The following is a 20,936-nucleotide window of genomic DNA, read 5'->3' on the forward strand; positions in this document are numbered from 1 at the left end:
AGGTTGTATCAGCGAATAGGGGTCGTCGGGCTCGGCTACGTCGGCGTGACGCTGGCTGCCGCGTTGGCTGCCAAGGGGTACGAGGTCCACGGCGTGGACACCCAGCCCCGGGTTCGGGAGTCCCTGCGCGCCGGGCGGGTCCATGTGTTCGAGCCGGGCATCGAGGAGGTGTTCGCGGCGCACGTCGGGCGGTCCCTGCTCATCGAGGAGGAACTACCGGGCGACCTCGACGCCGTGGTCCTGTGCGTCTCGACCCCGGTGGACGGGACCACCCGTCGTGGCCGCCTGGAGAACCTCGCCGCCGCGGCCGAGACGGTCGCCCGGCGCTGCCGGCCGGAAACCCTGGTGGTGGTCCGGAGCACGGTGCCCGTCGGAGTCAGCCGGCGGGTCGTGCTGCCGCCGCTGGCCCGGGCGTGGGGCCGGGTACGCCTGGTCATGGCGCCGGAACGCACCATCCAGGGACAGGCCCTGCGTGAGCTGGTCGACCTGCCGCAGGTGGTCGGGGGGCTGGACGCCGCCAGTCTGGAAGCGGGGCTGGAGTTCTTCGGCGGGCTCGCCCGGGAGCTGGTGCCGGTCTCCAGCCTGGAGGCGGCGGAGCTGGTGAAGCTGGCGAACAACTGCCACACCGACCTGATCTATTCGTTCGGCAACGAGCTCGCGCTCGTCGCGGAGACCCATCAGCTGGATCCGTTGGAGGTGATCCGGGCGGCGAACGTGAACTATCCGCGCCCTGACCTCAGCAAGCCCGGATACGTCGGCGGGGGCTGTCTGTCAAAGGATCCGTACCTGATGGTCGAGAGCGCGGGGCAACGGACACCGCTCCTGGTCAACGCGGCCCGGCAGCTGAACGAAGAACTGCCGGTCCACGTCGCCGAGAACATGGTCGAGCTGATCCGGCAGACGTGCCCCCGGCTCGCGGGAGCCCGGCTGGCGGTGCTCGGATGGGCCTACAAGGGATGGCCGCCCACCGACGACATGCGGGGTACGCCGATCGCCGCGATGATGCCGATCTTCCAGGCCGCCGGGCTGGAGGTGGTCGGTCACGACCCGATGGTCAGTGGTGACGTCATCCGCCGGTACGGCGGCGAGCCGACCAGCCTCGACAAGGCGTTCGGTGAGGCCGACGCGGTGCTGGTCCTCACCGACCATCCCGACTACCGGTCGTTGCCGGTCGGCGCCCTGCTCGCGGGGACGACCGTCAAGGTGTTGTTCGACTCGTGGCGCGTCCTCGACGAGGGCGAGGTCCGGGCCGCCGGCATCCGGTACGCCGGTATCGGCTACCGGACTCCGAAGGCCGACGCCACGGCGGTGACCGCCTGATGCGCGCGCTCGTGCTCGGCGGGGCGGGCTTCATCGGCCTCCACCTGGTGGAGCGACTCAGTGCCGAGGGTTGCCAGGTCACTGTCGTCGACGACTTCTCGCGCGGTTCCGACGACGAACGGATGGCCGCTCTGCGGGCCCGTCCCGGTGTCGACGTCGTCTCCGCCGACCTGACGCGGCCCGAGGCCTGGGCACGGCTCCAGCCCGACGTCGACCAGGTGTATCTGCTGGCCGCGGTGGTGGGCGTGCGGAACGTCGAGGCGGACCCCGGCCGGGTGCTGCGGGTCAACACGCTCACCGTGGCCCATCTCGTGAACTGGCTGCGGCCGGGGCCGAAGGTCTTCTTCAGCTCGACGAGCGAGATCTACGCCGGTGGCGTCGATGCCGGCGTGGTGCCGGTGCCCACCCCGGAAGACGTCCCGATCATGGTGGCCGACGTGGCGTCTCCCCGGATGTCGTACGCGATCAGCAAGCTCGCGGGCGAGGCCATGCTGCTGCACCACGCCCGGGCCACGGGCGTGCCGGTGGTCATCGGCCGCTTCCACAACGTGTACGGGCCCCGGATGGGCGCCGACCACGTCGTTCCGGAGATGGCGTTGCGGGCGATGGAGGGTGAGAACCCGTTCCGGGTGTGGGGGGCCGACCAGTACCGCGCGTTCTGCTATGTCGACGACGCGATCGAGGCGGTCGTGCGACTGATGGACGCCGCCGTCGAGGGCCCGGAGGTCGTGCACATCGGGAACGACAGGGAGCAGACGAACATCGCCGATCTCGCTCGGCTCGTGCTCGACGTGGTGGGCGTCTCGGCCACGCTGCGACCCATGCCGGCCCCGGACCGGTCCGTGCGACGCCGGTGCCCCGATCTGGGCAGGCTGCGGCGGCTGACCGGCTTCGAACCGACCGTCTCCCTCACCGAGGGGGTAGGCCGGACCGTCGACTGGTACCGGGGCTGGCGGCAGACGATCGCCATGCCCGGGCAGCTGACGGCGGCACGCGACCGCACGCCCGTCTGACTCGGCGGCAGGAGGGCCGGCACCCGTAACGGGTGCCGGCCCTCCTAACGTCATGACCGAGCCGTCAGGCCGGCCGGTTCTCGTGCCGGACGGACTCCGCGGCGGGAGCGGCGGGTTGCGGCAGCCTCGGCCCGCCCGACATGAGACCGCGGGCCGCTCGGTAGAACTCCGTACGCCGCGGGACGAGCCTGTCCTCGGCGAACTCCCGGGCGACCGCGAGGTTGCGCCGCGACGCGGCTACCATCCCCTCCCGGTCCGCCAGGGTGCGACGGAGGACCCTGGCCAGGTCGTCGGCGTCACCGGCGGTGAACAGCATCTCCGGGGGGAGCAGTTCGGGGATGCCGCCGGCCGTGGAGCCGATGGCGGGCAACGCGCGGGCCATGGCCTCGATCAGAGCCCGGGGGAGACCTTCGGTCCGGGACGGCATCACGAAGAGGTCTGCGCTGTCGAGCCGGTGCCGCAGCGCCTCGACTGTGGGAATCCACCCGGCGAAGGTGATCCGGTCGCGTACCCCCAGGCGGGTGGCGAGTTCCTCCAGCGCGGGCTGGTAGCGGCCGGGACCGACGTGGACGTGCCGCACCTCCGGTGTCGACGGCCCCAACAGCGAGATCGCCTCGATCAGCGTGTCGATGCCCTTGTACAGCTGCTCCAGCGAGCCGACCGACATGAGGGTGAGCGACCCGGAGGGCGGCCGATGAGTGCGGGGCTCCGGCACGTAGGCGGCGGGCGGCAGGTTGACCGAACTGATGCCGGTCGAGAGCGCCCCGGGCCGGGTCGGGTACCGGGACTGCAGCGTCCGGCTCGTCTCGTACGACACGGCCACCGCGGACCCGCACTGCCGCTTGAGGTTGCGTGTGGTCCACGCGCGCAGGAACGGCCGCAGCGGGTGTTCCACCACGCCGGGGGCGAAGACGGCGTACGGGTCGCCGATGACCTCCATCGCGTAGGGGAGACCGCGTCGCGTGATGTGCCGGTGCATGTGGGTGGCGATCGTCGACGGCGTCCTCAGCAACACCGCCTCCGCGTCGGCGGCGATCCTGCGCACGGCCCGGTCGATCCGGGGCATCTGCCGTACGTACTGTCGCGGCCCCTGGTAGTAGGGGATGGGCGCCACCGTCACCCGGTCGCCGTCGACGCGGAGGGCGTTCGGCGGAATCTCCGCCACGTCCCGGGCCCGAGCCACGACCCGCACCTCGTCGAAGGCCTCCAGATAGCGGGACCAGAGCGCGTAGTCGGTGCCGAAGGTGACCCAGAAGCGGTTGTCCGGGGTGCGGACGTAACGGCATTCCTCGGTGATGGTCAGCCTCACGTGTCAGTGTCCTTCCGATGGCTGGTGGTGCGGTGACGCGGACGGCCACTGGGCCGTCCCCGGAGGCCGACGGGTGCCGCCGGCCTCCCGCCTCACGGGTTGAGCAGGAACCGGCCGATGGCGTCGTCGATCAACTGGGCCTCGGCCTCGGTGGTGGCGGAGCCGCTGGGCAGCGCGAGCCCCTGGGCGAAGAGGCGCTCGGCGGCGCCGGTGACGATGTGCCGTGCGTCCCGGAACACCGGTTGGAGATGCATCGGCTTCCACACCGGTCGTGTCTCGATGCCGTGCCCTGCCAGGTGTGCGGCCAGATCGGAAGCGTGCCAGCCGGCTTCCCGCGGGTCGACCACGATGACCGTCAGCCAGTAGTTGGCGTCGCCGTCGGCGTCGTTGAGCAGGCGCACACCGGGGCTCGCGGCGAAGAGCTTCGCGTATCGCTCCCGGGCCTGGCGGCGCTGGGCGATCATGCGGTCCAGCCGGCGCAACTGCGCCCTGCCCAACGCGGCGAGCAGGTTGCTCAGCCGGTAGTTGTAGCCGACCTCGGTGTGCTCGTAGTGGACGGCCGGCTGGCGGGCCTGCGTCGCGAGGTACCGGCAGCGCGCGACGAGTTCCTGGTCGTCGGAGACGAGCATGCCACCGCCGGACGTGGTGAGTATCTTGTTGCCGTTGAACGAGAAGGCGGCGGCCACGCCGAACGACCCGGCGGGCTGCCCCGCGTGGGCGGCGCCCAGCGCCTCCGCGGCATCCGCGACGACCGGCACTCCCGCCTCGGCGCAGACCGGCAGCATGGACGTGTAGTCGGCGCAGGCGCCGAACAGGTCGACAGGCACCACGGCGGCCACGTCGGCGCCCTCGGCGCGCAGCCGGCTCAGCGTCTCGGCCAGCAGCGCGACGTCGATGTTGCCCGTGTTCGGGTCGCAGTCCACGAAGACCGGTTCCGCCCCGGTGTACGTCACCGCGTTGGCGGTGGCGGCGAAGGTGAGGGTCGGTACCACGACCACCCTGCCCGCCCGGGCTCCGGTGCAGAGCAGCGCGAGGTGCAGCGCCGCCGTGCCGGAGCTGACCGCGACCGCGTGGCGTCTCCCGCTCCGCTGCGCGATCTCCTGTTCGAACGCGTCGAGCTCCGGTCCCGTCGGCGCCACCCAGCCGGACCGCAGTGCCGACAGGAGGTACGACTCCTCCAGAGGGCCGACGTCCGGGGGAGAAAGGAAGATCCGATAGCCCATGACGCTCCAATGCATTTGTGCGGCGTCACCGATGATTCCCCATGGACACCTCCGTCGGATGATTCTTGCGCCAATTCATATAATTGCTTGCGAGGGCGTAACCGATTCCGTCGGAAATCGTTTATCGGGCAGTCCGCCGCCTTATCCGATAGCATCCGCCGGTGCTGCACTTGCGACTGATCGCGCCGTCCGATCGATCGGCGGCCGTGGCCGACCTCCTCGCTGCCGATCCCGGTGTCACCCACCTCGCGGTCCTCCCGGGCGCGGCCCGGCAGCCACCCGGCGACCTGATCCTCTGTGACGTGGTGCGGGAGAGCGCGGACGGGGTGCTGCGGGGCCTTCAGGAACTGGGTGTCGAGCAGAACGGTGGCGTCTCCGCCACCGACGTGGAGCTGACCCTGTCCGCAGCGGCCGAGAAGGCCGCCGAAACAGTGCCGGGCAGCGGAACCGATGCGGTGGTCTGGGACGAGATCGCCGCGCAGACCGGCGAGCAGACCCAGCTCTCCGGCACCTACCTGGCACTGATCATCGTCGCCACCGTCATCGCCGGCATCGGCGTCCTCCTGGACCAGCCCATCCTGGTGGTCGGCGCGATGGTGGTCGGCCCGGAGTTCGGGCCGTTGGCCGCTCTGTGCGTGGCCCTGCTGCGGCGTGACGGCCGGACGGTCCGTTCCGCCCTCCGTGCGCTGGTGGTCGGCTTCGTCGTGGCGATGGTGGTCACTGTGCTCAGCACCTGGGCACTGACGGCCGCGGGCCTGGTCGGCCGGGAGATGCTCGTCGCCGAGCGGCCCCTGACCGACTTCATCTGGCGCCCGGATGCGCTCTCCTGGGTGGTCGGGATGCTCGCCGGGATCGCCGGAATGCTCTCACTGACGTCGAAGAAATCCGGCTCCCTGGTCGGTGTCCTGATCTCCGTCACCACGGTGCCGGCGGCGGCGAACGTCGCGGTCGCGCTCGCCTACGGTGTGTGGCACGAGGCGGCCGGCTCCGCTCTCCAACTCGTGATCAACCTGGGTGCCATAGTGCTCGCCGGTCTGCTCACCCTGGGCGTCCAGCGGTTCTGGTGGGGACGGTACATCCGCCCGGCCGGAACGTCCCGGGTGCCCGGCCGCCGTCGTCCGCCGGCTGGTGAGGCGGTGCCTCCGGCACCGCAGCCGGGTCCACCGTCCGGGCAGCGGGACGCCTCGCGCTGACGGTCAGCGGCTGCCGGGCAGCGCACACCGGTACTCGGGGAAGAAGTCCGGAGACGCCGACCAGGCCGCGTCCCGCCGCGTCCCCTCCTGCCGGTGCGCCGCGCACAACCGCCGGTACACCGGTTCGTCGAGCACGCGGGTACCGAGGTGGAACGGCACCAGCCCGTGCGGGGCGAAGGCCCGCTTGTAGCGGAAGATCCCGTCGTCGGGGGCATACCCGCCGCCGAGGACGAACCGGATCCGGCCCTGGGCGCGTCCCCACCGGCAGATCTCGAACTTGAGCAGGTCGTTCGGGCGCAGGTCGAACGCGGCCTGCTCGGTGCCGCCGAGGTAGGAGTAGAGACTCAGCGCACTCGACAGCACCAGCTCGGTGGAGACGACCCGCCCGTCGTGCAGTGCGTGGAAGAACGCGAACTGCCCGGGCAGTTCGTCGATGATCGTCTGGAAGAAGTCACGCGGGAAGTAGTAGCCGCTCGTCGCCGCCCGCCGGTCCATGGTGCCCTGGTAGATCCGCAGGAAGTCGTCGAGCCGTGCGCCGTCGAGGTCGACCTCGACAGTCACCCCGTTCCGACGGGCCTTGTTGACGTTCTTGCGCACCTTGTGGTCGAACTCGCGCCACATGTCCTCGTCGCTGGTGCGCAGGTCGCGGACGACGTTGACGAGCCTCTCCCGGACCGGGCCGGGCGAGGGCAGCCGCTCGTCGTCGAAGAGCGTGAGCCGGGTGACCTCGGACACCACGTTGCGGCGGGCGCAGAACACGTCGAAGGACTCCCAGAACCTCTTCGCGTCGAGTTCGTCGGCACCCTCCTGGAAGGCGCCGCCGTAGCCGTACGGGCTGGTGACGTCGTGATACCGGCCCGGCGGCACGTCCAGGTGCGGCGCGTCGACCGGGCGGAGCAGGAACGGGTAGAGGATGAAACCGCGCCCGGTGCGGGCGTACGCGGCCAACGGCTGGTCCTCCGGGCCCGCGAAGAGCCTGAGGTAGGCCGGATGGGCGAAGACCTCCCGGCGGCTCCAGGTCTGGTGGAGGGCGGTCCAGCGTTCGCTGTCCGACGTGCTGCGGGCGTCCAGGATCTCAATTCGCATCGTCGTCACTGCTGGTCAAACGACAGCGGGCCGGTGAGGTGTCGACGGCGGCGGCGTCCGCCGCCGACTACCCCCAGGAGTCCCCGGCGGCGAGCCGTCGCCGCAGCGCGTCACGCAGCGGAACGGACTCGCCGTCGCGGCCGCCCCTGCCCAGCACCAGGGGCGGCGGGTCCGGTTGTGGATCCACTCCGAACAGCCGGGCGCGCAGGCTCGCGGGCACGGTGAGCAGATGGAAACGACCGTCCCGATCCACCGCCCGGGTGTGGGCCCGGTCGATGTACCAGCCGCTGATCCGGGTGCGGTAACGCGTTCGCCCGTCGTAGGAGCGGGCGGAGAGCCGGGTGGTGCGGAGCCCGAGGCGGATCGCCTCGGCGGCGAACGACGCCACCAGTGCCGCCGCCTCGGCCTGGTCCGCGGCGCGCTGCCGGGCCTCGGCCTCGGCGTGTGCCCGCACCGCGCGGCGCTGCCGCTCGCGCCACTGGAGGTCGTCGTCCGCCACGTCGCTTCCCCTGCCTCTCAGGCCAGGCCGGCGCGTCGCAGGGCCTCCGCCATGGCGTCGTTCACCGGCGCCGCCGATCCGCCACCTCGTCCCTGCCGCGGCGACTGACCGCCGCGCGGGCCGCCCCGCTCGCCCTGGCCGCCGCGCTGCCCGCCGCCGTCGCCGCGCTGCCCGCTGCCGCGCCGGCCGCCGCGCTGCTCGCCGCCCGGACCGCCGGTCGCGGGACGGCCACCGGCCGGCGCCTCGTCGTCGAGCCGCAGCGTCAGCGAGATCCGCTTGCGCGGCACGTCCACGTCGAGCACCCGGACCTTGACCACGTCACCGGACTTCACCACGTCGCGCGGGTCCTTGACGAACGTGTGCGACATGGCCGAGACGTGCACCAGGCCGTCCTGGTGCACGCCCACGTCGACGAACGCGCCGAACGCGGCCACGTTCGTCACCACGCCCTCCAGCACCATGCCCGGCGTCAGGTCGCTGATCTTCTCGACGCCCTCGACGAAGGTAGCGGTGCGGAACTCCGGGCGCGGGTCGCGGCCGGGCTTCTCCAGCTCGGCCAGGATGTCGGTGACGGTGGGCAGGCCGAACGTCTCGTCGACGAAGTCGGTCGCGCGCAGGCCGCGCAGGATGGCCGACTTCCCGATCAGGCCGCGCAGGTCCTGCCCTGTGGAGGAGAGGATGCGGCGCACCACCGGATACGCCTCGGGGTGCACGCTGGAGGAGTCCAGCGGGTCGTCCCCGCCGGGGATGCGCAGGAAGCCGGCGCACTGCTCGAACGCCTTCGGCCCGAGCCTCGGCACCTTCTTCAGCTCGGCCCGGGTGCGGAACGGCCCGTTCGCGTCGCGGTGCAGCACGATGTTCTCGGCCAGCCCCGCACCGATGCCGGAGACGCGGGTGAGCAGCGGCGCGGAGGCGGTGTTGACGTCCACGCCGACGGCGTTGACGCAGTCCTCGACCACCGCGTCGAGCGAGCGGGACAGCTTCACCTCGGACAGGTCGTGCTGGTACTGGCCGACACCGATCGACCGAGGGTCGATCTTCACCAGCTCGGCCAGCGGGTCCTGGAGGCGGCGGGCGATCGACACCGCGCCGCGCAGCGAGACGTCCAGACCGGGCAGCTCCTGCGAGGCGTACGCGGAGGCGGAGTAGACCGACGCGCCGGCCTCGGAGACGACCACCTTCGTCAGCTTCAGCTCCGGGTGCTGCTTGATCAGGTCACCGGCGAGCTTGTCGGTCTCCCGGCTGGCGGTGCCGTTGCCGATGGCGATCAGCTCGACGCCGTGCGCGGCGGCGAGCGTGGCGAGCGTGTGCAGCGAGGCGTCCCACTGCCGGCGCGGCTCGTGCGGATAGATCGTGTCGGTGGCGACCACCTTGCCGGTCGCGTCGACCACCGCCACCTTCACGCCGGTACGCAGGCCCGGGTCGAGGCCCATCGTCGTCCGCGTCCCGGCCGGCGCGGCCAGCAGCAGGTCACGCAGGTTGGTGGCGAAGACCCGCACGGCCTCCTCCTCGGCCGCCTGCCACAGCCGCATCCGCAGGTCCGCACCCAGGTGGATCAGGATCCGGGTACGCCAGGCCCAGCGCACCGTGTCGGCCAGCCACTTGTCGGCGGGCCGTCCCTGGTCGCTGACGCCGAACCGGCCGGCGACGGCCGCCTCGTAGCGGCTGGGACCCGGGGTCGCGTCGGTGTCCCCCTCGGCCTCCGGGTCCATGGTCAGCTCCAGCACGCCCTCCTTCTCGCCGCGGAACATGGCGAGGATGCGGTGCGAGGGCAGCTTCGGGTACGGCTCGGCGAAGTCGAAGTAGTCGGCGAACTTCGCCCCGGTGGTCTCCTGGCCGTCGCGTACCCGGGAGACCAGCCGGCCCCGCGACCACATCTGCTCGCGCAGCGTGCCGATCAGGTCGGCGTCCTCGGCGAAGCGCTCGATCAGGATGGCCCGTGCCCCGTCCAGGGCGGCCGCCGCGTCCGCGACGCCCTTGTCCGGGTCGGTGAACCCGGCGGCGACCGTCTTCGGGTCCTGCGCCGGGTCGGCCAGCAACGTGTCCGCGAGCGGCTCCAGCCCGGCCTCGCGGGCGATCTGCGCCCTCGTGCGCCGCTTCGGCTTGTACGGCAGGTAGATGTCCTCCAGGCGGGACTTCGAGTCGGCGGCGAGGATCTGCGCCTCCAGCGCCTCGTCGAGCTTGCCCTGGCCCCGGATCGACTCCAGCACCGCCGCGCGCCGCTCGTCCAGCTCACGCAGGTAGCGCAGCCGCTCCTCCAGCGTGCGCAGCTGCGCGTCGTCGAGCAGGCCGGTGGCCTCCTTGCGGTAGCGGGCGATGAACGGCACTGTGGCGCCGCCGTCGAGCAGCTCGACTGCCGCCCGCACCTGACGTTCGGCGACGCCGAGTTCCTCGGCGATCCGCTGGTGCACTGACTGGGTCACGATTGTCATCCGCCTTCTCGGGTGGTTTCCGCCCTGCATTGTGCCGTTCGCCTCCGACCGGCTGTGCCCGGCCCGCCGCCGGCTGCGCTAGCGTGGCGATCATGGAGGCACCTGCGGATCCGCGGGCCCGGCGGCTGTTCGGCGGCAGCGCCCGGGCGCTCGGCGACCTGGCCGCCGGCCCGTTCCGGGCCGACCGCGACCGGATCGTCGGCTCGCCGTTCTTCACCCGGCTGGGCGGCGTGACCCAGGTGATCAGCCCGGGTGGATCCGGGCTGCTGGTGCACAACCGGCTCACGCACAGCCTGAAGGTGGCCCAGGTGGCCCGGGCGATAGCGGAGCGGCTGACGGCCGACCCGGCGCACCGGGACCTGCTGGACAGGCTCGGCGGCTGCGACCCGGAGGTGGTGGAGGCCGCCGCGCTCGCGCACGACCTCGGGCACCCGCCGTTCGGGCACCTGGGGGAGCGGGTGCTCGACCGGCTGGCCCGGCAGCGACTCGGGCTGGCCGACGGTTTCGAGGGCAACGCCCAGTCGTACCGGATCGTCACCAGCACCGAGATCCGCGGCGCGGCGACCACCGGCCTGGACCTGACCGCCGCGGTCCGGGCCGCCATGCTGAAGTACCCGTGGACCCGGCTGGACCATCCCGACCCGCACCCGCGCCACCTTGACCCGGCGCCCCGGGGCGCGGCGGCCCCGCCGGAGGATCCGGAGAGCGGGTCGGTGAAGTTCGGCGCGTACCGCACCGAGCTGGACGACCTGCGCCAGGCGCGGGAGCCGTTCGCCGGGCGGATCCCGGACTGGCAGCAGACCCCCGAGGCGTCGGTGATGGACACCGCCGACGACATCGCGTACGCGATCCACGACGTGGAGGACTTCTACCGCGTCGGGGTGCTCCAGCAGGGCGCGGTGGCGGCCGAGCTGATGGCGTGGCAGCGCGAGTGCGGGCACCTGCGGTCGATCACCGCGTCGGCGCTGGAGGCGACGGCCCGGCGACCCGGCGTGGCGATCGAGCGGCTGCGCCGGCAGCTGCACCGCAAGGACGACTGGATCGCCGACGACGAGGCGTTCGCCGCCGCCGTCGAGCACGTCCGCGAGGAACTGGTGGAGGGGCTGCTGGCGCTGCCGTTCGACGGCTCGATCGAGGCGGAGCAGTACGTGGCCCGGTTCTCCGCCCGCTGGTCCACCCGTTTCGTGGAGGCCATCACGGTGACGCCGGACCCGGGGGTCCGCTCCGGGTACGTGCTGCTGGACAAGGCGCAGTGGCACGAGGTGCAGGTGCTCAAGTTCGTGCACCACCGGTTCGTGCTGGCCCGCCCGGACCTGGCCCTGCACCAGCGTGGCCAGGCCCGGCTGCTGGGCACGCTGGTGGAGGCGCTCTGGGAGTGGCTGCTGGACCCGGAGGAGGAGTCCCGGCTGCCGCGCCGGCTGCACGACCTGGTGGAGCTGGCCGAGGCGGAGCTGCACCCGCGTACCCCGGACCGGATCGGCCGGGCCCGGGGGCGGGCGATCATCGACTTCGTCGCGCAGCTCACCGACGGTCAGGCGGTGGCGATGCTCGACGCGCTGTCCGGCCGCTCCGGCGCGCTCTGGACGGACGCCTTCGTGCTCTGAGACGGCTCGGAGCACGAGGGCGACCGCGCCACCCGGGGACCGTGCCGGGTCAGGCGACCGCCTGCCACCAGCCGTCCACCGCGGGCGGCTCGTCCACCACGACCCGCTCGCCGGGGCGCGGCACTGCGAGCCGGACGTCGCGCGCCTTCGCCTCGGCCCAGAGCCGGTCCACCGGCTCGGACCAGTCGTGCAGGGCCAGGTTGAACGTGCCCCAGTGCACCGGCACCAGCAGCCCGCCGCGTACGTCGAGGTGGGCGGCGACCGCCTCCTCCGGGAACATGTGGATGTGCGGCCACGCCCTGTCGTACGCGCCGATCTGCATGAGCGTCAGGTCGAACGGGCCGTGCTCGGCGCCGATCGCGGCGTACCCGTCGAAGTAGCCGGAGTCGCCGGTGTAGAAGACCTTCCGGTGTGTGCCGGTGATCGTCCAGGAACTCCAGAGCGTGCCGTCGCGGCGCAGCCCGCGCCCGGAGAAGTGCTGCGCGGCGGTGGCGGTGAGCGTCAGCCCGCCGGCCCGGTGGCTGTCGGACCAGTCCAGCTCGACGATGCGGTGCTCGGGTACGCCCCAGCGGGCCAGGTGCGCGCCGACGCCGAGCGGCACCACGAACGGCGCGGACTGGAGGTCGGCGAGCGTGCGGACGGTCTCCATGTCCAGGTGGTCGTAGTGGTCGTGCGAGATCAGCACCGCGTCCAGCGGGGGCAGCTCGGTCAGGCGGACCGGCGGCTCGTGGATGCGGCGCGGGCCGACCAGCCCGGACGGGGAGCACCTGTCGCTCCACACCGGGTCGAGCAGCACCCGGTGCCCCTCGATCTCGACGAGCGTGGAGGCGTGGCCGTACCAGACGACGTTCAGTTCGCGGGTCGGGTCACCGGCCGGCGCGGAGGCCGGGCGCAGCAGCGGCACCGGGCTGCCCGGCCGCCGCTTCTGCTTGCCGAAGACCAGCTCACGGAGCAGGTTGCGGCCGGGGTCGGCGACCATCGTGGCGCTGGCGCCGGCCGGGTTGTGGAACGTGCCGTCGCGGAAGCGCGGTGACCGGGCCGCCCGTTCCGCCCGGGCGCCGGTGAGCCGCCCGCCGAGCTGGGCCGGTACGTCCCGCGCCGCCCAGGCCAGCCCGGCGACGGCGGCCAGCCCGGCGAGCTTCCACACCCGCCCGCCGCGCGTCCGGTCCGGTTCCCGCCCCGTTGCTTCCCGCATGCTCGTCCCTCCGACGTGTCCCGTCGTACACGGTAGCCACCAGCGCGCCGGTCCGCCCGCGCGACTATCCGCGACGGCTGTCAGTGCGGCCGGCGGCGTACCGCGGACGCCACGGTGGCCGCCCGTCCGCCGACCGCGCGGACCATCTGCGACACGTCGGGCAGCCATCCGCCCCGGACCGTCTCTCCGGCCGGGCTCGGCGTGAACACGATGCCCTGGTGCGCGGCGACCGGCTGCCGGGTCAGCCCGGCCAGGCGCATCAGCGGCCCGACCAGCACGTCGTACACGCCGGGCAGGGCGGTGAAGCCGAACCGCATGATCACGTTGAGCCGTCCCACCGAGACCTCCCGGCGCGGCCGGTCGAGGCATCCGGCGATGGCCCGGGCCACCCGTTCGGGCGAGGCGATCGGGGGTGGCGGCCGGCCGATCCGGCCCAGGTAGTTGGCCGCCTGCCGGTAGACGGGTGTGTCCACGCTGCCCGGGTTGACCAGGCAGATCGCGATGCCCGGCGTCTCCCGGGCCTCCTGCTGGAGCGTGCGGGCCAGCCCTTGCAGGCCCCACTTGGCCGCCACGTAGCCGCTCATGTAGGGCGCGGTGATGTGCCCGAGCACCGAGCCGGTGAGCACGAGCGTGCCGCCGCCGGTGGCCCGGAACATTCGCAGCGCCTCCCGGGCCACCGCCGCGGCGGCCAGCAGGTCGGTGCGGACCACCTGCTCGAACACCTCGGCCGGGGTCTCGTCGAAGCGGCCGTAGGACATCACGGCGGCGGTGTGCACCCAGGCGTCGACGCGGCCGAACTCGGCCCGCGCCGCGTCGGCGAGCGCGGCCACCGCACCGGGCTCGGTCACGTCCATCGGTACGGCGATCGCCCGCGCGCCCGACGCCCGGCACTCGTCGCGTGCCTCGTCGAGGGTCGCGGGGGAGCGGGCCGCGAGGACCAGCCGGTCCCCGCGACCCGCCAGCTCCCGGGCGGTCGCCCGGCCGATGCCGCTCGTGGCGCCGGTGACGACCACCGTCCGGGTCACGGTGCGAGCACGACCTTGACGCAGCCGTCCTCCTTCTTCTGGAACATCTCGTACGCGCGCGGCGCGTCGGTCAGCGGCAGCCGGTGGGTACGCAGGTCCTCCACGCCCAGCGGGTCGTCGTCGCGCTCCAGCAGCGGGATGATCTCGTCCACCCAGCGCCGTACGTGGCACTGCCCCATGCGCAGCTGGATGCCCCTGTCGAACATCTCCATCAGCGGCATCGGGTCCTGCTCGCCGCCGTACACGCCGGAGATCGACACGGTGCCGCCGCGCCGCACGGCCTTGAGCGCGGCGTGCAGCACGACGAGCCGGTCCACGCCGGCCTTGTCGGTCATCGCCTGGGCCAGCTTGTCCGGCAGCAGCCCGGCTGCGGTCTGGGCCATCTTGCCCAGCGGCGCGCCGTGCGCCTCCATTCCGACGGCGTCGATCACCGCGTCCGGGCCGCGCCCGTCGACCAGGTCGATGAGCGCGCCGGGCACGTCGTCGAGCTGGCTGACGTCGAGCACCTCGATGCCGTGGCGGCGGGCCATCTCCAGCCGCTCGGGGACCAGGTCGAGGCCGATCACCCGGCCGGCGCCCAGGTGGCGGCCGATCCGGGCGCTGAACTGGCCGACCGGGCCGAGCCCGAACACGGCCAGGGTGCCGCCGGGCGGGACGTCGGCGTACTTCACCGCCTGCCAGGCGGTGGGCAGGATGTCGGACAGGTAGAGCCAGCGCTCGTCCGGGCCGCTGTCCGGGATCGTGATCGGGCCGAACTGGGCCTGCGGGACGCGCAGGTACTCGGCCTGGCCGCCGGGGATCGAGCCGTACAGCGAGGTGTAGCCGAACAGCGACGCGCCCTTGCCCTGGCTGGTCACCTGGGTGGTCTCGCACTGCGCGTAGAGCTGCCGCTCGCACATCCAGCACGAGCCGCAGGAGATGTTGAACGGGACGACCACCCGGTCGCCCTTCTTGAGCCGGGTCACGCCGGGCCCGACCTCCTCGACGATGCCCATCGGCTCGTGCCCGAGGATGTCGCCGGGCTTGAGGTACGGCCCGAGCACCTCGTACAGGTGCAGGTCGGAACCGCAGATGGCGGTCGAGGTGATCCGGACGATCGCGTCGGTCGGCTCCTCGATCCGGGGGTCCGGGACGTCCTCGACGCGAACGTCCCGCTTGCCGTGCCAGGTCAGTGCCTTCATGCCTGTATGTCCCCTCTCCGGTGCCGTCCATCGGACTGCTACCCGGCAGGGGGCCGTTGAATCGGCGGCGCCGGTCACCGTGGCGTGAGGTCGACCGGCACGGCGATCGTGCTGGTGCTGGCGGCGGTGCCGGCCAGCGCGCCGATGTCGAGGCGGCGGCCCGCGCGGTCGGTGACGGCGCCGGCCGCGAGCCGCAGGCAGCCCACGGGCGTGCCGTGCGTCGCCGACGCGGCCTCCAGCAGCCGCCGCCGGGCCACCGCCACGGCGACCCGGACGGGGGTACGGGCGGGGACCGCCGGATGCGGTGTGCCACGCGTCCGGCCCCCTGCCGGCCGGGCCGGTGGCACCCGCACCCGCCGGCGCGGCACGGCCAGCCCGTCGGCGATCAGCTCGGCCGCCGGGACGTCGCCGCAGTAACCGGCCCGATCCGGCGGCAGCGTGAACGTCACGGTCCCGTCCGGGCCGACCTCGACGGCGACAAGTCCCGCCCCGGGCAGGGCCGCCGCCGTCATGATCTCGCCGAGGCCGAGCAGCCCGGCCATGCCCGGCGACGGCGTCCGGGCGGCGGCCGGATACCCCGTGCTGAGTTCGGCCGCTGCCACCAGCACCGGTGCGGCCAGCACGTACCCCAGGAACGGGCGGAGGGGCGCGGTCATGGTGCGCACCGCGACCCGGCGGTCAGAACTCGCGGTTGCCGAGCGGGATCTCGATGTTTATCGACTGCCCCTCGGACAGGAACAGCAGCGCGAGCTTGCGCAGGAACTCGTCGAACAGCCAGTAGCACTCCGGCGCGAGCGGGAACGGCAGCAGCGCCTCCCGGACCGCGATGAACGGGCCCCAGCTCGTCCGCAGCAGAGTGTCCCAGAGCAGGTCGCGCGGGATCTCCAGCCAGTTGGCGATCTGGTTGCCGAGCAGGAACCGGGTGAACGAGCCGAGGATGGGCTTGCTGAGCAGCCCGGCGTCGATCTCCCTGCCGAGGCCGAGCAGGATGTCCGCCAGCGCGTTGCCCTCGCGGGTGGGCGCCAGCACCGGGTCGAGGACCTCGGCGGCCTGGGCGTTCGCCTCGCTCCAGGAGGCGGGAATGTACTCGTCCTTGATGCCGAGCATGTGGGCGGCGACCTGCCACAGGTGCAGGAACGCGGCCGACTCGGCGGCGGGGATCGGGACGCGCCAGTCGGTCAGCTTCCGCATGACCGTGGTGGGCAGGCTGTGCCAGGTGACCATGAGGTCCCGCTGGCTGATCGGGATGTCCTCCGGCGCGACCTCGGCCCAGTCCGGCGACTGCGGCAGGAGGTGACGGACGCCCGCGTGCGCCAGCCGGGTCTTGACCGCGGTCACGATCATCGAGCCGTCGGGCTGGTACGCGTTGGCGGTGCCGATGTCGTACCCGAGCTTGGCGGTCTTGGAGATGCGGTCCTTCATGTCCGCGCCGCCCTTGGAGTAGTAGACGGCGCGCGCCTCCTTCGGGATGACGGTGCTCATCATGCCGCTGGCCAGGCCGTAGAGCACGCCGAGGTAGAGACCGCGCTTCTCGTTGAAGCGCACCGCGGTGGCCAGCTTGCCCTGGTCCACCCAGGACGGCAGCACGCGTGCGCGTTCGATGAACGCGCGGACGTCCGCCGGGAGGCCGACCGGCAGCGGCTGGCCGTTCCTCGTCCACGTCCGCAGCAGTTGGTTGACAAGTGGCGCCTCGCCCCGGTCCAGGAGGGAGGCGACGAGCGGGTCGGCCTCCTCGTCCCACACCCAGCGCGGGTCCACGCCCGCCCCGGCGCCGGCCACTGATCCCGTCGGGGACCAGGTCCACGCCGACCGGGCCTGTGCCGGCGCGGCGACGCTCAGCGCGCCGAGCGCGCCCAGTGCCCCACCGGCCTTCAACATCTTGCGCCTGCTTACCGGTTCCACGTCCACTCCTCGGGGTCGAGGCCGCTGATACGGTGAAACAATTGTTGCGCCCGTGTATCACATGAGAGCACGTGGTAACGGTGTCCACAAGGCTCGCGACGACAACTGTCGATGGTTTGCGATGAGGGGAGTCCACGGTGGCGCTGGTCGAGGGGATGCTGTCGGGCAAGGTGGCGTGGGTGACCGGCGCCAGTCAGGGCGTCGGCGCGGCGATCGCCGAAGGGCTGGCCCGGGCCGGCGCGTCGGTGATCCTCCAGTCCCGGCGGCCGGATGCGCTGGACGAGGTGCGGGACCGGATCGCGGCCGGTGGCGGCACGGCGGAGGCGGTCGCCGGTGACGTCGCCGACGAGTCGGCCGCGAACGCCGTGGTGGCCCTGGCCCGGCGGCGCTGGGGGCGGCTCGACGTCCTGGTCAACAACGCCGGCATCAGCCCGGCGCTGCATCGCAGCGAGCGGCTCGGCCTCGGTGACTGGCAGCAGGTGATCGACACCAACCTGTCCGGGGTGTTCGTCTGCGCCCGCGCGGCCGGCGCGGTCATGGTCGGGCAGGGCGCGGGCAGCATCGTCAACATGTCCTCCGTGCACGGTCAGGTCGGCTTCCCGCGCCTGGCCGCGTACAGCGCCAGCAAGGGCGGCGTCGAGCAGCTCACCCGCACGCTGGCGCTGGAGTGGGCAGCGGCGGGCGTACGCGTCAACGCGGTGGCGCCCGGCTACCTGGAGACCCCGATGACCGAAGGGCTGCGCGGCCACGAGCAGTGGTCGAAGCGGCTGCGCGACCGCATCCCGATGGGCCGGTTCGGCCGCCCCGAGGAGGTCGTCGGCGCGGTGCTGTTCCTCGCCTCGGATGCGGCGAGCTACGTCACCGGCAGCGTGTTGCACGTGGACGGTGGCTTTACCGCGCAGTGAGCGTGGGTCGTTTGGTTAGTCCGCGTTCGGCACCGGCGTCTCGCCGCAATGCGATATCACGCCGGATCACGGCCACTCCTTCCCAGAAAGTTAACCCTCGTTTACAGTGCTGCCATCGGCTGCGGAACCCGCGCGGGCACCACGGCGAGGGGTGCGGCCAGCCCTGCCACCACCAGGCCCGGTTGCGTGTGAAGGAGTAGCCCATGGACCCCTCCGACGTCCTCGCCGAGAACTGCGCCAAGAAAGCCGCCGACCTGACCGTCCCGGCACTGCTGCACCGCAACGCCACCGAGTACGCCGACCGGCCCGCGCTCACCACGCTCGGCCGCGACGACACCCGCACCTGGGCGCAGCTGCGCGACGAGGTCGCCGAGATGTCCGCCGGCCTGGCCGAGACCGGCCTGGAGGCCGGGCGGCACATGCTGATCATGATGTCCAGCCGTACCGAGCACTGGCTGGTCGACCTCGCCGCGGTCCACGTGGGCGCGGTGCCGTCCACGATCTACCCGACGCTCAGCGCCGAGCAGATGCGCTACCTGGCCCGGCACAGCGCCGCCCAGGTGCTCGTCCTGGAGGGCCCGGCCGAGCTGGAGCGCTGGCGGCCGATCCTGCCCGACCTGCCGGACCTGCTGCGGGTGGTGCTGGTGGACGAGCCGGGCGAACCGGCCGCCGACGTGGTGCCGCTGTCGCGCGTGCGTACCCTCGGGCGGGCCGCCCGCGAGGCGGACCCGGACGCCTTCGAGCGGCGCTGGCGCACGATCCGGCCCGAGCAGCCGGTGACGCTGCTCTACACCTCCGGCACGACTGGTAACCCGAAGGGCGTCGTGCTCAGCCACCACAACGTGATCTACCAGGCGGTGGCGCTGGACGCGATGGTGTCCGTCCCCGACCACGCGCCGACGGTGGCCTACCTGCCGCTCGCGCACATCGCCGAACGGTTCCTCGGCATCTACAACCCGATCCACCGCGCCGGGCACGTGACGATCTGCCCCGACGCCACGCAGCTCGTCGCGGCGCTGCGCACCGTCGGCCCCGCCTCGTTCTTCGGGGTGCCGCGGGTCTGGGAGAAGATGGCCGCCGGGGTCCAGGCGCACCTGGCCGGCGCCGAGCCCGCGGTCCGCGCCGCGGTCGCCGCCGCGAGTGCGGTGACGCTGGAGGCGTACGAACTGCGCGCGGCCGGAGAGGCGGTGCCGGACGAGCTGGCCGCCCGGGTGGCGCAGGCCCGCGACACCGTGCTGCGGCCGTTGCAGGCCACCCTCGGCCTGCACAACATGGTCTGGCCCGGCAGCGGCGCCGCCCCGATCCCGGTGGACGTGCTGCGGTTCCTCGCCGGGCTCGGCGTCGACGTGCTTGAGGTGTGGGGGCTGACCGAGACGACCGGCACCGCCACCCTCAACACTCCGGACCGCTTCCGCACCGGGAGCGTCGGCCGCCCCAACGTGGGCATGGAGGTGCGCCTCGCCGACGACGGCGAGGTCCTCGTCCGGGGTCCGCTGGTCTGCTCCGGCTACCTGCGCGAGGACGGCGGCGTCGAGCCGGTCGTGGACGCGGACGGCTGGCTGGCCACCGGCGACGTCGGGACGCTCGACGCCGACGGCTTCCTCACCATCACCGACCGCAAGAAGGAACTCATCATCACCTCCAGCGGGAAGAACATCTCGCCGGCGCAGATCGAGAACCTGCTGCGGGCGCACCCGCTCATCGGTCAGGCGGTGGCGATCGGCGACCGGCGGCCGTACGTCACGGCGCTGATCGTGCTGGACGAGGAGGTCGCGCCGCAGTGGGCGCGTACGCACGGCATCGCCGACCCGCAGCTGCCCGCGCTGGCCTCGGACCCGGTGCTGCTGGCCGAGATCCAGGCCGCCGTGGACGCGGCGAACGCGCGGCTCGCCCGGCCCGAGCAGGTCAAGACGTTCCAGGTGCTGCCGTCGGCGTGGACGCCGGAGTCGGGCGAGCTGACCCCGACGCTGAAGCTACGGCGCCGGGTCATCGTCGACAGGTACGGCGACCGGATCGACGACCTCTACCGGCCGGGCGACGCGGCGGCCGAGCCCGTCACGCAGTAGCGCCGGGTCCATGCCGGGCGGGGGTGGCGGCGCGCCGAGGTCGGCGGGCCGGTACCCCCGCGGGTAGCCGGGATAGGTGCGGTTGCGCGGCGCGCGGGTCAGCCGGCTCACGGTCCGCGCGGGCAGCCGCCGCACCACGGCGGCCCGGGCGCGCAGCACGCCGTCGACCAGCGCGGGCAGCGGTCGCGGGGCGGCCGGGAGCCCGAAGGCGGACCGCATCTCGGCCGGCAGCAGCGCGCGCACCCCGAGCCGCGCGGCCGGGCGCAGCGGCGCCGGGTACCAGGACGCGAACAGATCCAGCGTGTACGCCGCGACCCGCTCGTTGCTCGGCGTGCGGCGGAACGTCTCCCGCTCGTACGCGTCCTTGAACGCGCGGAACGCGGCGAAGTCCGCCGGGACGTCGCGGATGCCCATGCGCGTGCCGACCGCGCGGTAGTAGTGGAACGCGGCCAGCCGCTCGTGCTCGTGCAGCGGGCGCCAGCCGTAGCGGTCCAGCCAGTCGATCGGCTCGTAGACGAACGTGGACAGCACGTAGCGCATGTCGTCGTCGGAGATCGCGTACCGGCCGTGCGCCCGGTTGACCACCCGCAGCGCCTCCCGGCCGCGCGGCGAGTCGTAGCCGTGCTCCAGCAGCTCGGCCATCAGCAGCGCGGTGTCGTCGTAGCGCTGCTGCGCGCGCAGCCGGAACTCGCCTGTCGCGTCCAGCAGCGCGGAGATGCTCGGCACGCAGAACGTGCGCAGCAGCGCCAGTTCCAGCGCGCGCTGGTAGTCGAAGGGGAACTCGTACCCGGCGGAGAGCCGGTAGATCTCGTGATGGTCGCGGACCGGATCGAGCGTCTCGATCCGCCGCAACCAGCGGTACCGCCCGTCACGAGCCATCGCCACCACCCCCACCGTCCACCCTTGCCGATGCAGTCAAGCTCCTCTATGTTAATAGAAAATCACATCCCCGGATAACTCGAAACCTGCTTGTGCGCACCTCG

17 protein-coding genes are annotated in these 20,936 nt (G+C 72.8%); 6 read left to right on the top strand and 11 right to left on the bottom strand.

Annotated features, from left to right (window positions below; genetic code table 11):
* Positions 1–3: 3 nt before the first annotated feature.
* Complete coding sequence (locus AB0C17_RS08370) at positions 4–1,320, top strand: nucleotide sugar dehydrogenase (protein WP_357477457.1); 1,317 nt, start codon at positions 4–6, stop codon at positions 1,318–1,320.
* Positions 1,320–2,333: an NAD-dependent epimerase/dehydratase family protein gene (locus AB0C17_RS08375; RefSeq protein WP_357477459.1), complete on the top strand. Its 1,014-nt coding sequence runs from the start codon at positions 1,320–1,322 to the stop codon at positions 2,331–2,333. Before AB0C17_RS08370 ends, AB0C17_RS08375 begins: the two co-directional genes overlap by 1 nt.
* Positions 2,334–2,397: 64 nt before the next feature.
* On the opposite strand, the gene AB0C17_RS08380 is transcribed toward AB0C17_RS08375, so the two are convergent.
* Positions 2,398–3,642: a glycosyltransferase family 4 protein gene (locus AB0C17_RS08380; protein WP_357477461.1), complete on the bottom strand. Its 1,245-nt coding sequence runs from the start codon at positions 3,640–3,642 to the stop codon at positions 2,398–2,400.
* A 92-nt stretch (positions 3,643–3,734) separates the two neighbouring features.
* A complete protein-coding gene (locus AB0C17_RS08385) occupies positions 3,735–4,865 on the bottom strand; it encodes an aminotransferase class I/II-fold pyridoxal phosphate-dependent enzyme (RefSeq protein WP_357477464.1) in 1,131 nt (376 codons plus the stop codon).
* 161 nt (positions 4,866–5,026) lie between these two features.
* Between AB0C17_RS08385 and AB0C17_RS08390 the strand changes: the two genes are divergently transcribed.
* Positions 5,027–6,058 carry a DUF389 domain-containing protein gene (locus AB0C17_RS08390; protein WP_357477467.1) on the top strand — a complete coding sequence of 344 codons (1,032 nt, stop codon included), beginning with the start codon at positions 5,027–5,029 and terminating at the stop codon, positions 6,056–6,058.
* Between the two features lie 3 nt (positions 6,059–6,061).
* Here AB0C17_RS08390 and AB0C17_RS08395 read toward each other — a convergent pair whose 3' ends face one another.
* From AB0C17_RS08395 to AB0C17_RS08405, 3 genes are all read right to left on the bottom strand, one after another.
* Positions 6,062–7,144: a GNAT family N-acetyltransferase gene (locus tag AB0C17_RS08395; RefSeq protein WP_357477469.1), complete on the bottom strand. Its 1,083-nt coding sequence runs from the start codon at positions 7,142–7,144 to the stop codon at positions 6,062–6,064.
* A 67-nt stretch (positions 7,145–7,211) separates the two neighbouring features.
* Positions 7,212–7,643, bottom strand: coding sequence for a hypothetical protein (locus AB0C17_RS08400; RefSeq protein WP_357477472.1), 432 nt, complete (start codon positions 7,641–7,643; stop codon positions 7,212–7,214).
* A gap of 17 nt (positions 7,644–7,660) precedes the next feature.
* Complete coding sequence (locus AB0C17_RS08405; protein ID WP_357477474.1) at positions 7,661–10,105, bottom strand: Tex family protein; 2,445 nt, start codon at positions 10,103–10,105, stop codon at positions 7,661–7,663.
* A 62-nt stretch (positions 10,106–10,167) separates the two neighbouring features.
* On the opposite strand from AB0C17_RS08405, the gene dgt reads away from it, so the two are divergent.
* Entirely contained in the window at positions 10,168–11,679 is a 1,512-nt protein-coding gene (dgt, locus tag AB0C17_RS08410) for a dGTP triphosphohydrolase (protein WP_357477476.1), read from the top strand.
* A 49-nt stretch (positions 11,680–11,728) separates the two neighbouring features.
* On the opposite strand, the gene AB0C17_RS08415 is transcribed toward dgt, so the two are convergent.
* The 5 genes from AB0C17_RS08415 to AB0C17_RS08435 form a co-directional block, all read right to left on the bottom strand.
* Positions 11,729–12,874: an MBL fold metallo-hydrolase gene (locus AB0C17_RS08415; protein ID WP_357477478.1), complete on the bottom strand. Its 1,146-nt coding sequence runs from the start codon at positions 12,872–12,874 to the stop codon at positions 11,729–11,731.
* 80 nt (positions 12,875–12,954) lie between these two features.
* The gene (locus tag AB0C17_RS08420) at positions 12,955–13,899 is read right to left on the bottom strand and encodes an SDR family NAD(P)-dependent oxidoreductase (protein ID WP_357477481.1); all 945 of its coding nucleotides are present in this window, start codon (positions 13,897–13,899) and stop codon (positions 12,955–12,957) included.
* Positions 13,896–15,080, bottom strand: a complete 1,185-nt coding sequence (locus AB0C17_RS08425) for a zinc-dependent alcohol dehydrogenase (protein ID WP_357469399.1) — start codon at positions 15,078–15,080, stop codon at positions 13,896–13,898. The genes AB0C17_RS08420 and AB0C17_RS08425 overlap by 4 nt, the downstream gene beginning before the upstream one ends.
* A gap of 74 nt (positions 15,081–15,154) precedes the next feature.
* Complete coding sequence (locus AB0C17_RS08430; protein ID WP_357477483.1) at positions 15,155–15,736, bottom strand: isoquinoline 1-oxidoreductase; 582 nt, start codon at positions 15,734–15,736, stop codon at positions 15,155–15,157.
* A 22-nt stretch (positions 15,737–15,758) separates the two neighbouring features.
* Positions 15,759–16,982: an oxygenase MpaB family protein gene (locus tag AB0C17_RS08435; RefSeq protein ID WP_357390188.1), complete on the bottom strand. Its 1,224-nt coding sequence runs from the start codon at positions 16,980–16,982 to the stop codon at positions 15,759–15,761.
* A 137-nt stretch (positions 16,983–17,119) separates the two neighbouring features.
* On the opposite strand from AB0C17_RS08435, the gene AB0C17_RS08440 reads away from it, so the two are divergent.
* On the top strand, positions 17,120–17,887 hold the full coding sequence (locus AB0C17_RS08440) for a 3-oxoacyl-ACP reductase family protein (RefSeq protein ID WP_357477486.1): 768 nt from the start codon (positions 17,120–17,122) through the stop codon (positions 17,885–17,887).
* A 203-nt stretch (positions 17,888–18,090) separates the two neighbouring features.
* Positions 18,091–19,953 carry an AMP-dependent synthetase/ligase gene (locus AB0C17_RS08445; RefSeq protein ID WP_357477489.1) on the top strand — a complete coding sequence of 621 codons (1,863 nt, stop codon included), beginning with the start codon at positions 18,091–18,093 and terminating at the stop codon, positions 19,951–19,953.
* Here AB0C17_RS08445 and AB0C17_RS08450 read toward each other — a convergent pair.
* A complete protein-coding gene (locus tag AB0C17_RS08450) occupies positions 19,861–20,832 on the bottom strand; it encodes an oxygenase MpaB family protein (RefSeq protein ID WP_357477491.1) in 972 nt (323 codons plus the stop codon). The two genes, AB0C17_RS08445 and AB0C17_RS08450, sit on opposite strands and share 93 nt — an antisense overlap.
* Between the last annotated feature and the right edge of the window lie 104 nt (positions 20,833–20,936).

The organism is Micromonospora sp. NPDC048887 (assembly GCF_040649715.1).
In the GTDB taxonomy this organism is placed as follows: Bacteria; Actinomycetota; Actinomycetes; order Mycobacteriales; family Micromonosporaceae; genus Micromonospora.

Excerpts from the sequence above, each read along its gene's own strand:
- AB0C17_RS08395 (WP_357477469.1), bottom strand. The coding sequence starts at position 7,144 with ATGCGAATTGAGATCCTGGACGCCCGCAGCACGTCGGACAGCGAACGC.
- AB0C17_RS08405 (WP_357477474.1), bottom strand. The coding sequence starts at position 10,105 with ATGCAGGGCGGAAACCACCCGAGAAGGCGGATGACAATCGTGACCCAG.
- AB0C17_RS08430 (WP_357477483.1), bottom strand. The coding sequence starts at position 15,736 with ATGACCGCGCCCCTCCGCCCGTTCCTGGGGTACGTGCTGGCCGCACCG.
- AB0C17_RS08425 (WP_357469399.1), bottom strand. The coding sequence starts at position 15,080 with ATGAAGGCACTGACCTGGCACGGCAAGCGGGACGTTCGCGTCGAGGAC.
- AB0C17_RS08450 (WP_357477491.1), bottom strand. The coding sequence starts at position 20,832 with ATGGCTCGTGACGGGCGGTACCGCTGGTTGCGGCGGATCGAGACGCTC.
- AB0C17_RS08415 (WP_357477478.1), bottom strand. The coding sequence starts at position 12,874 with ATGCGGGAAGCAACGGGGCGGGAACCGGACCGGACGCGCGGCGGGCGG.
- AB0C17_RS08375 (WP_357477459.1), top strand. The coding sequence starts at position 1,320 with ATGCGCGCGCTCGTGCTCGGCGGGGCGGGCTTCATCGGCCTCCACCTG.
- dgt (WP_357477476.1), top strand. The coding sequence starts at position 10,168 with ATGGAGGCACCTGCGGATCCGCGGGCCCGGCGGCTGTTCGGCGGCAGC.
- AB0C17_RS08385 (WP_357477464.1), bottom strand. The coding sequence starts at position 4,865 with ATGGGCTATCGGATCTTCCTTTCTCCCCCGGACGTCGGCCCTCTGGAG.
- AB0C17_RS08445 (WP_357477489.1), top strand. The coding sequence starts at position 18,091 with ATGGACCCCTCCGACGTCCTCGCCGAGAACTGCGCCAAGAAAGCCGCC.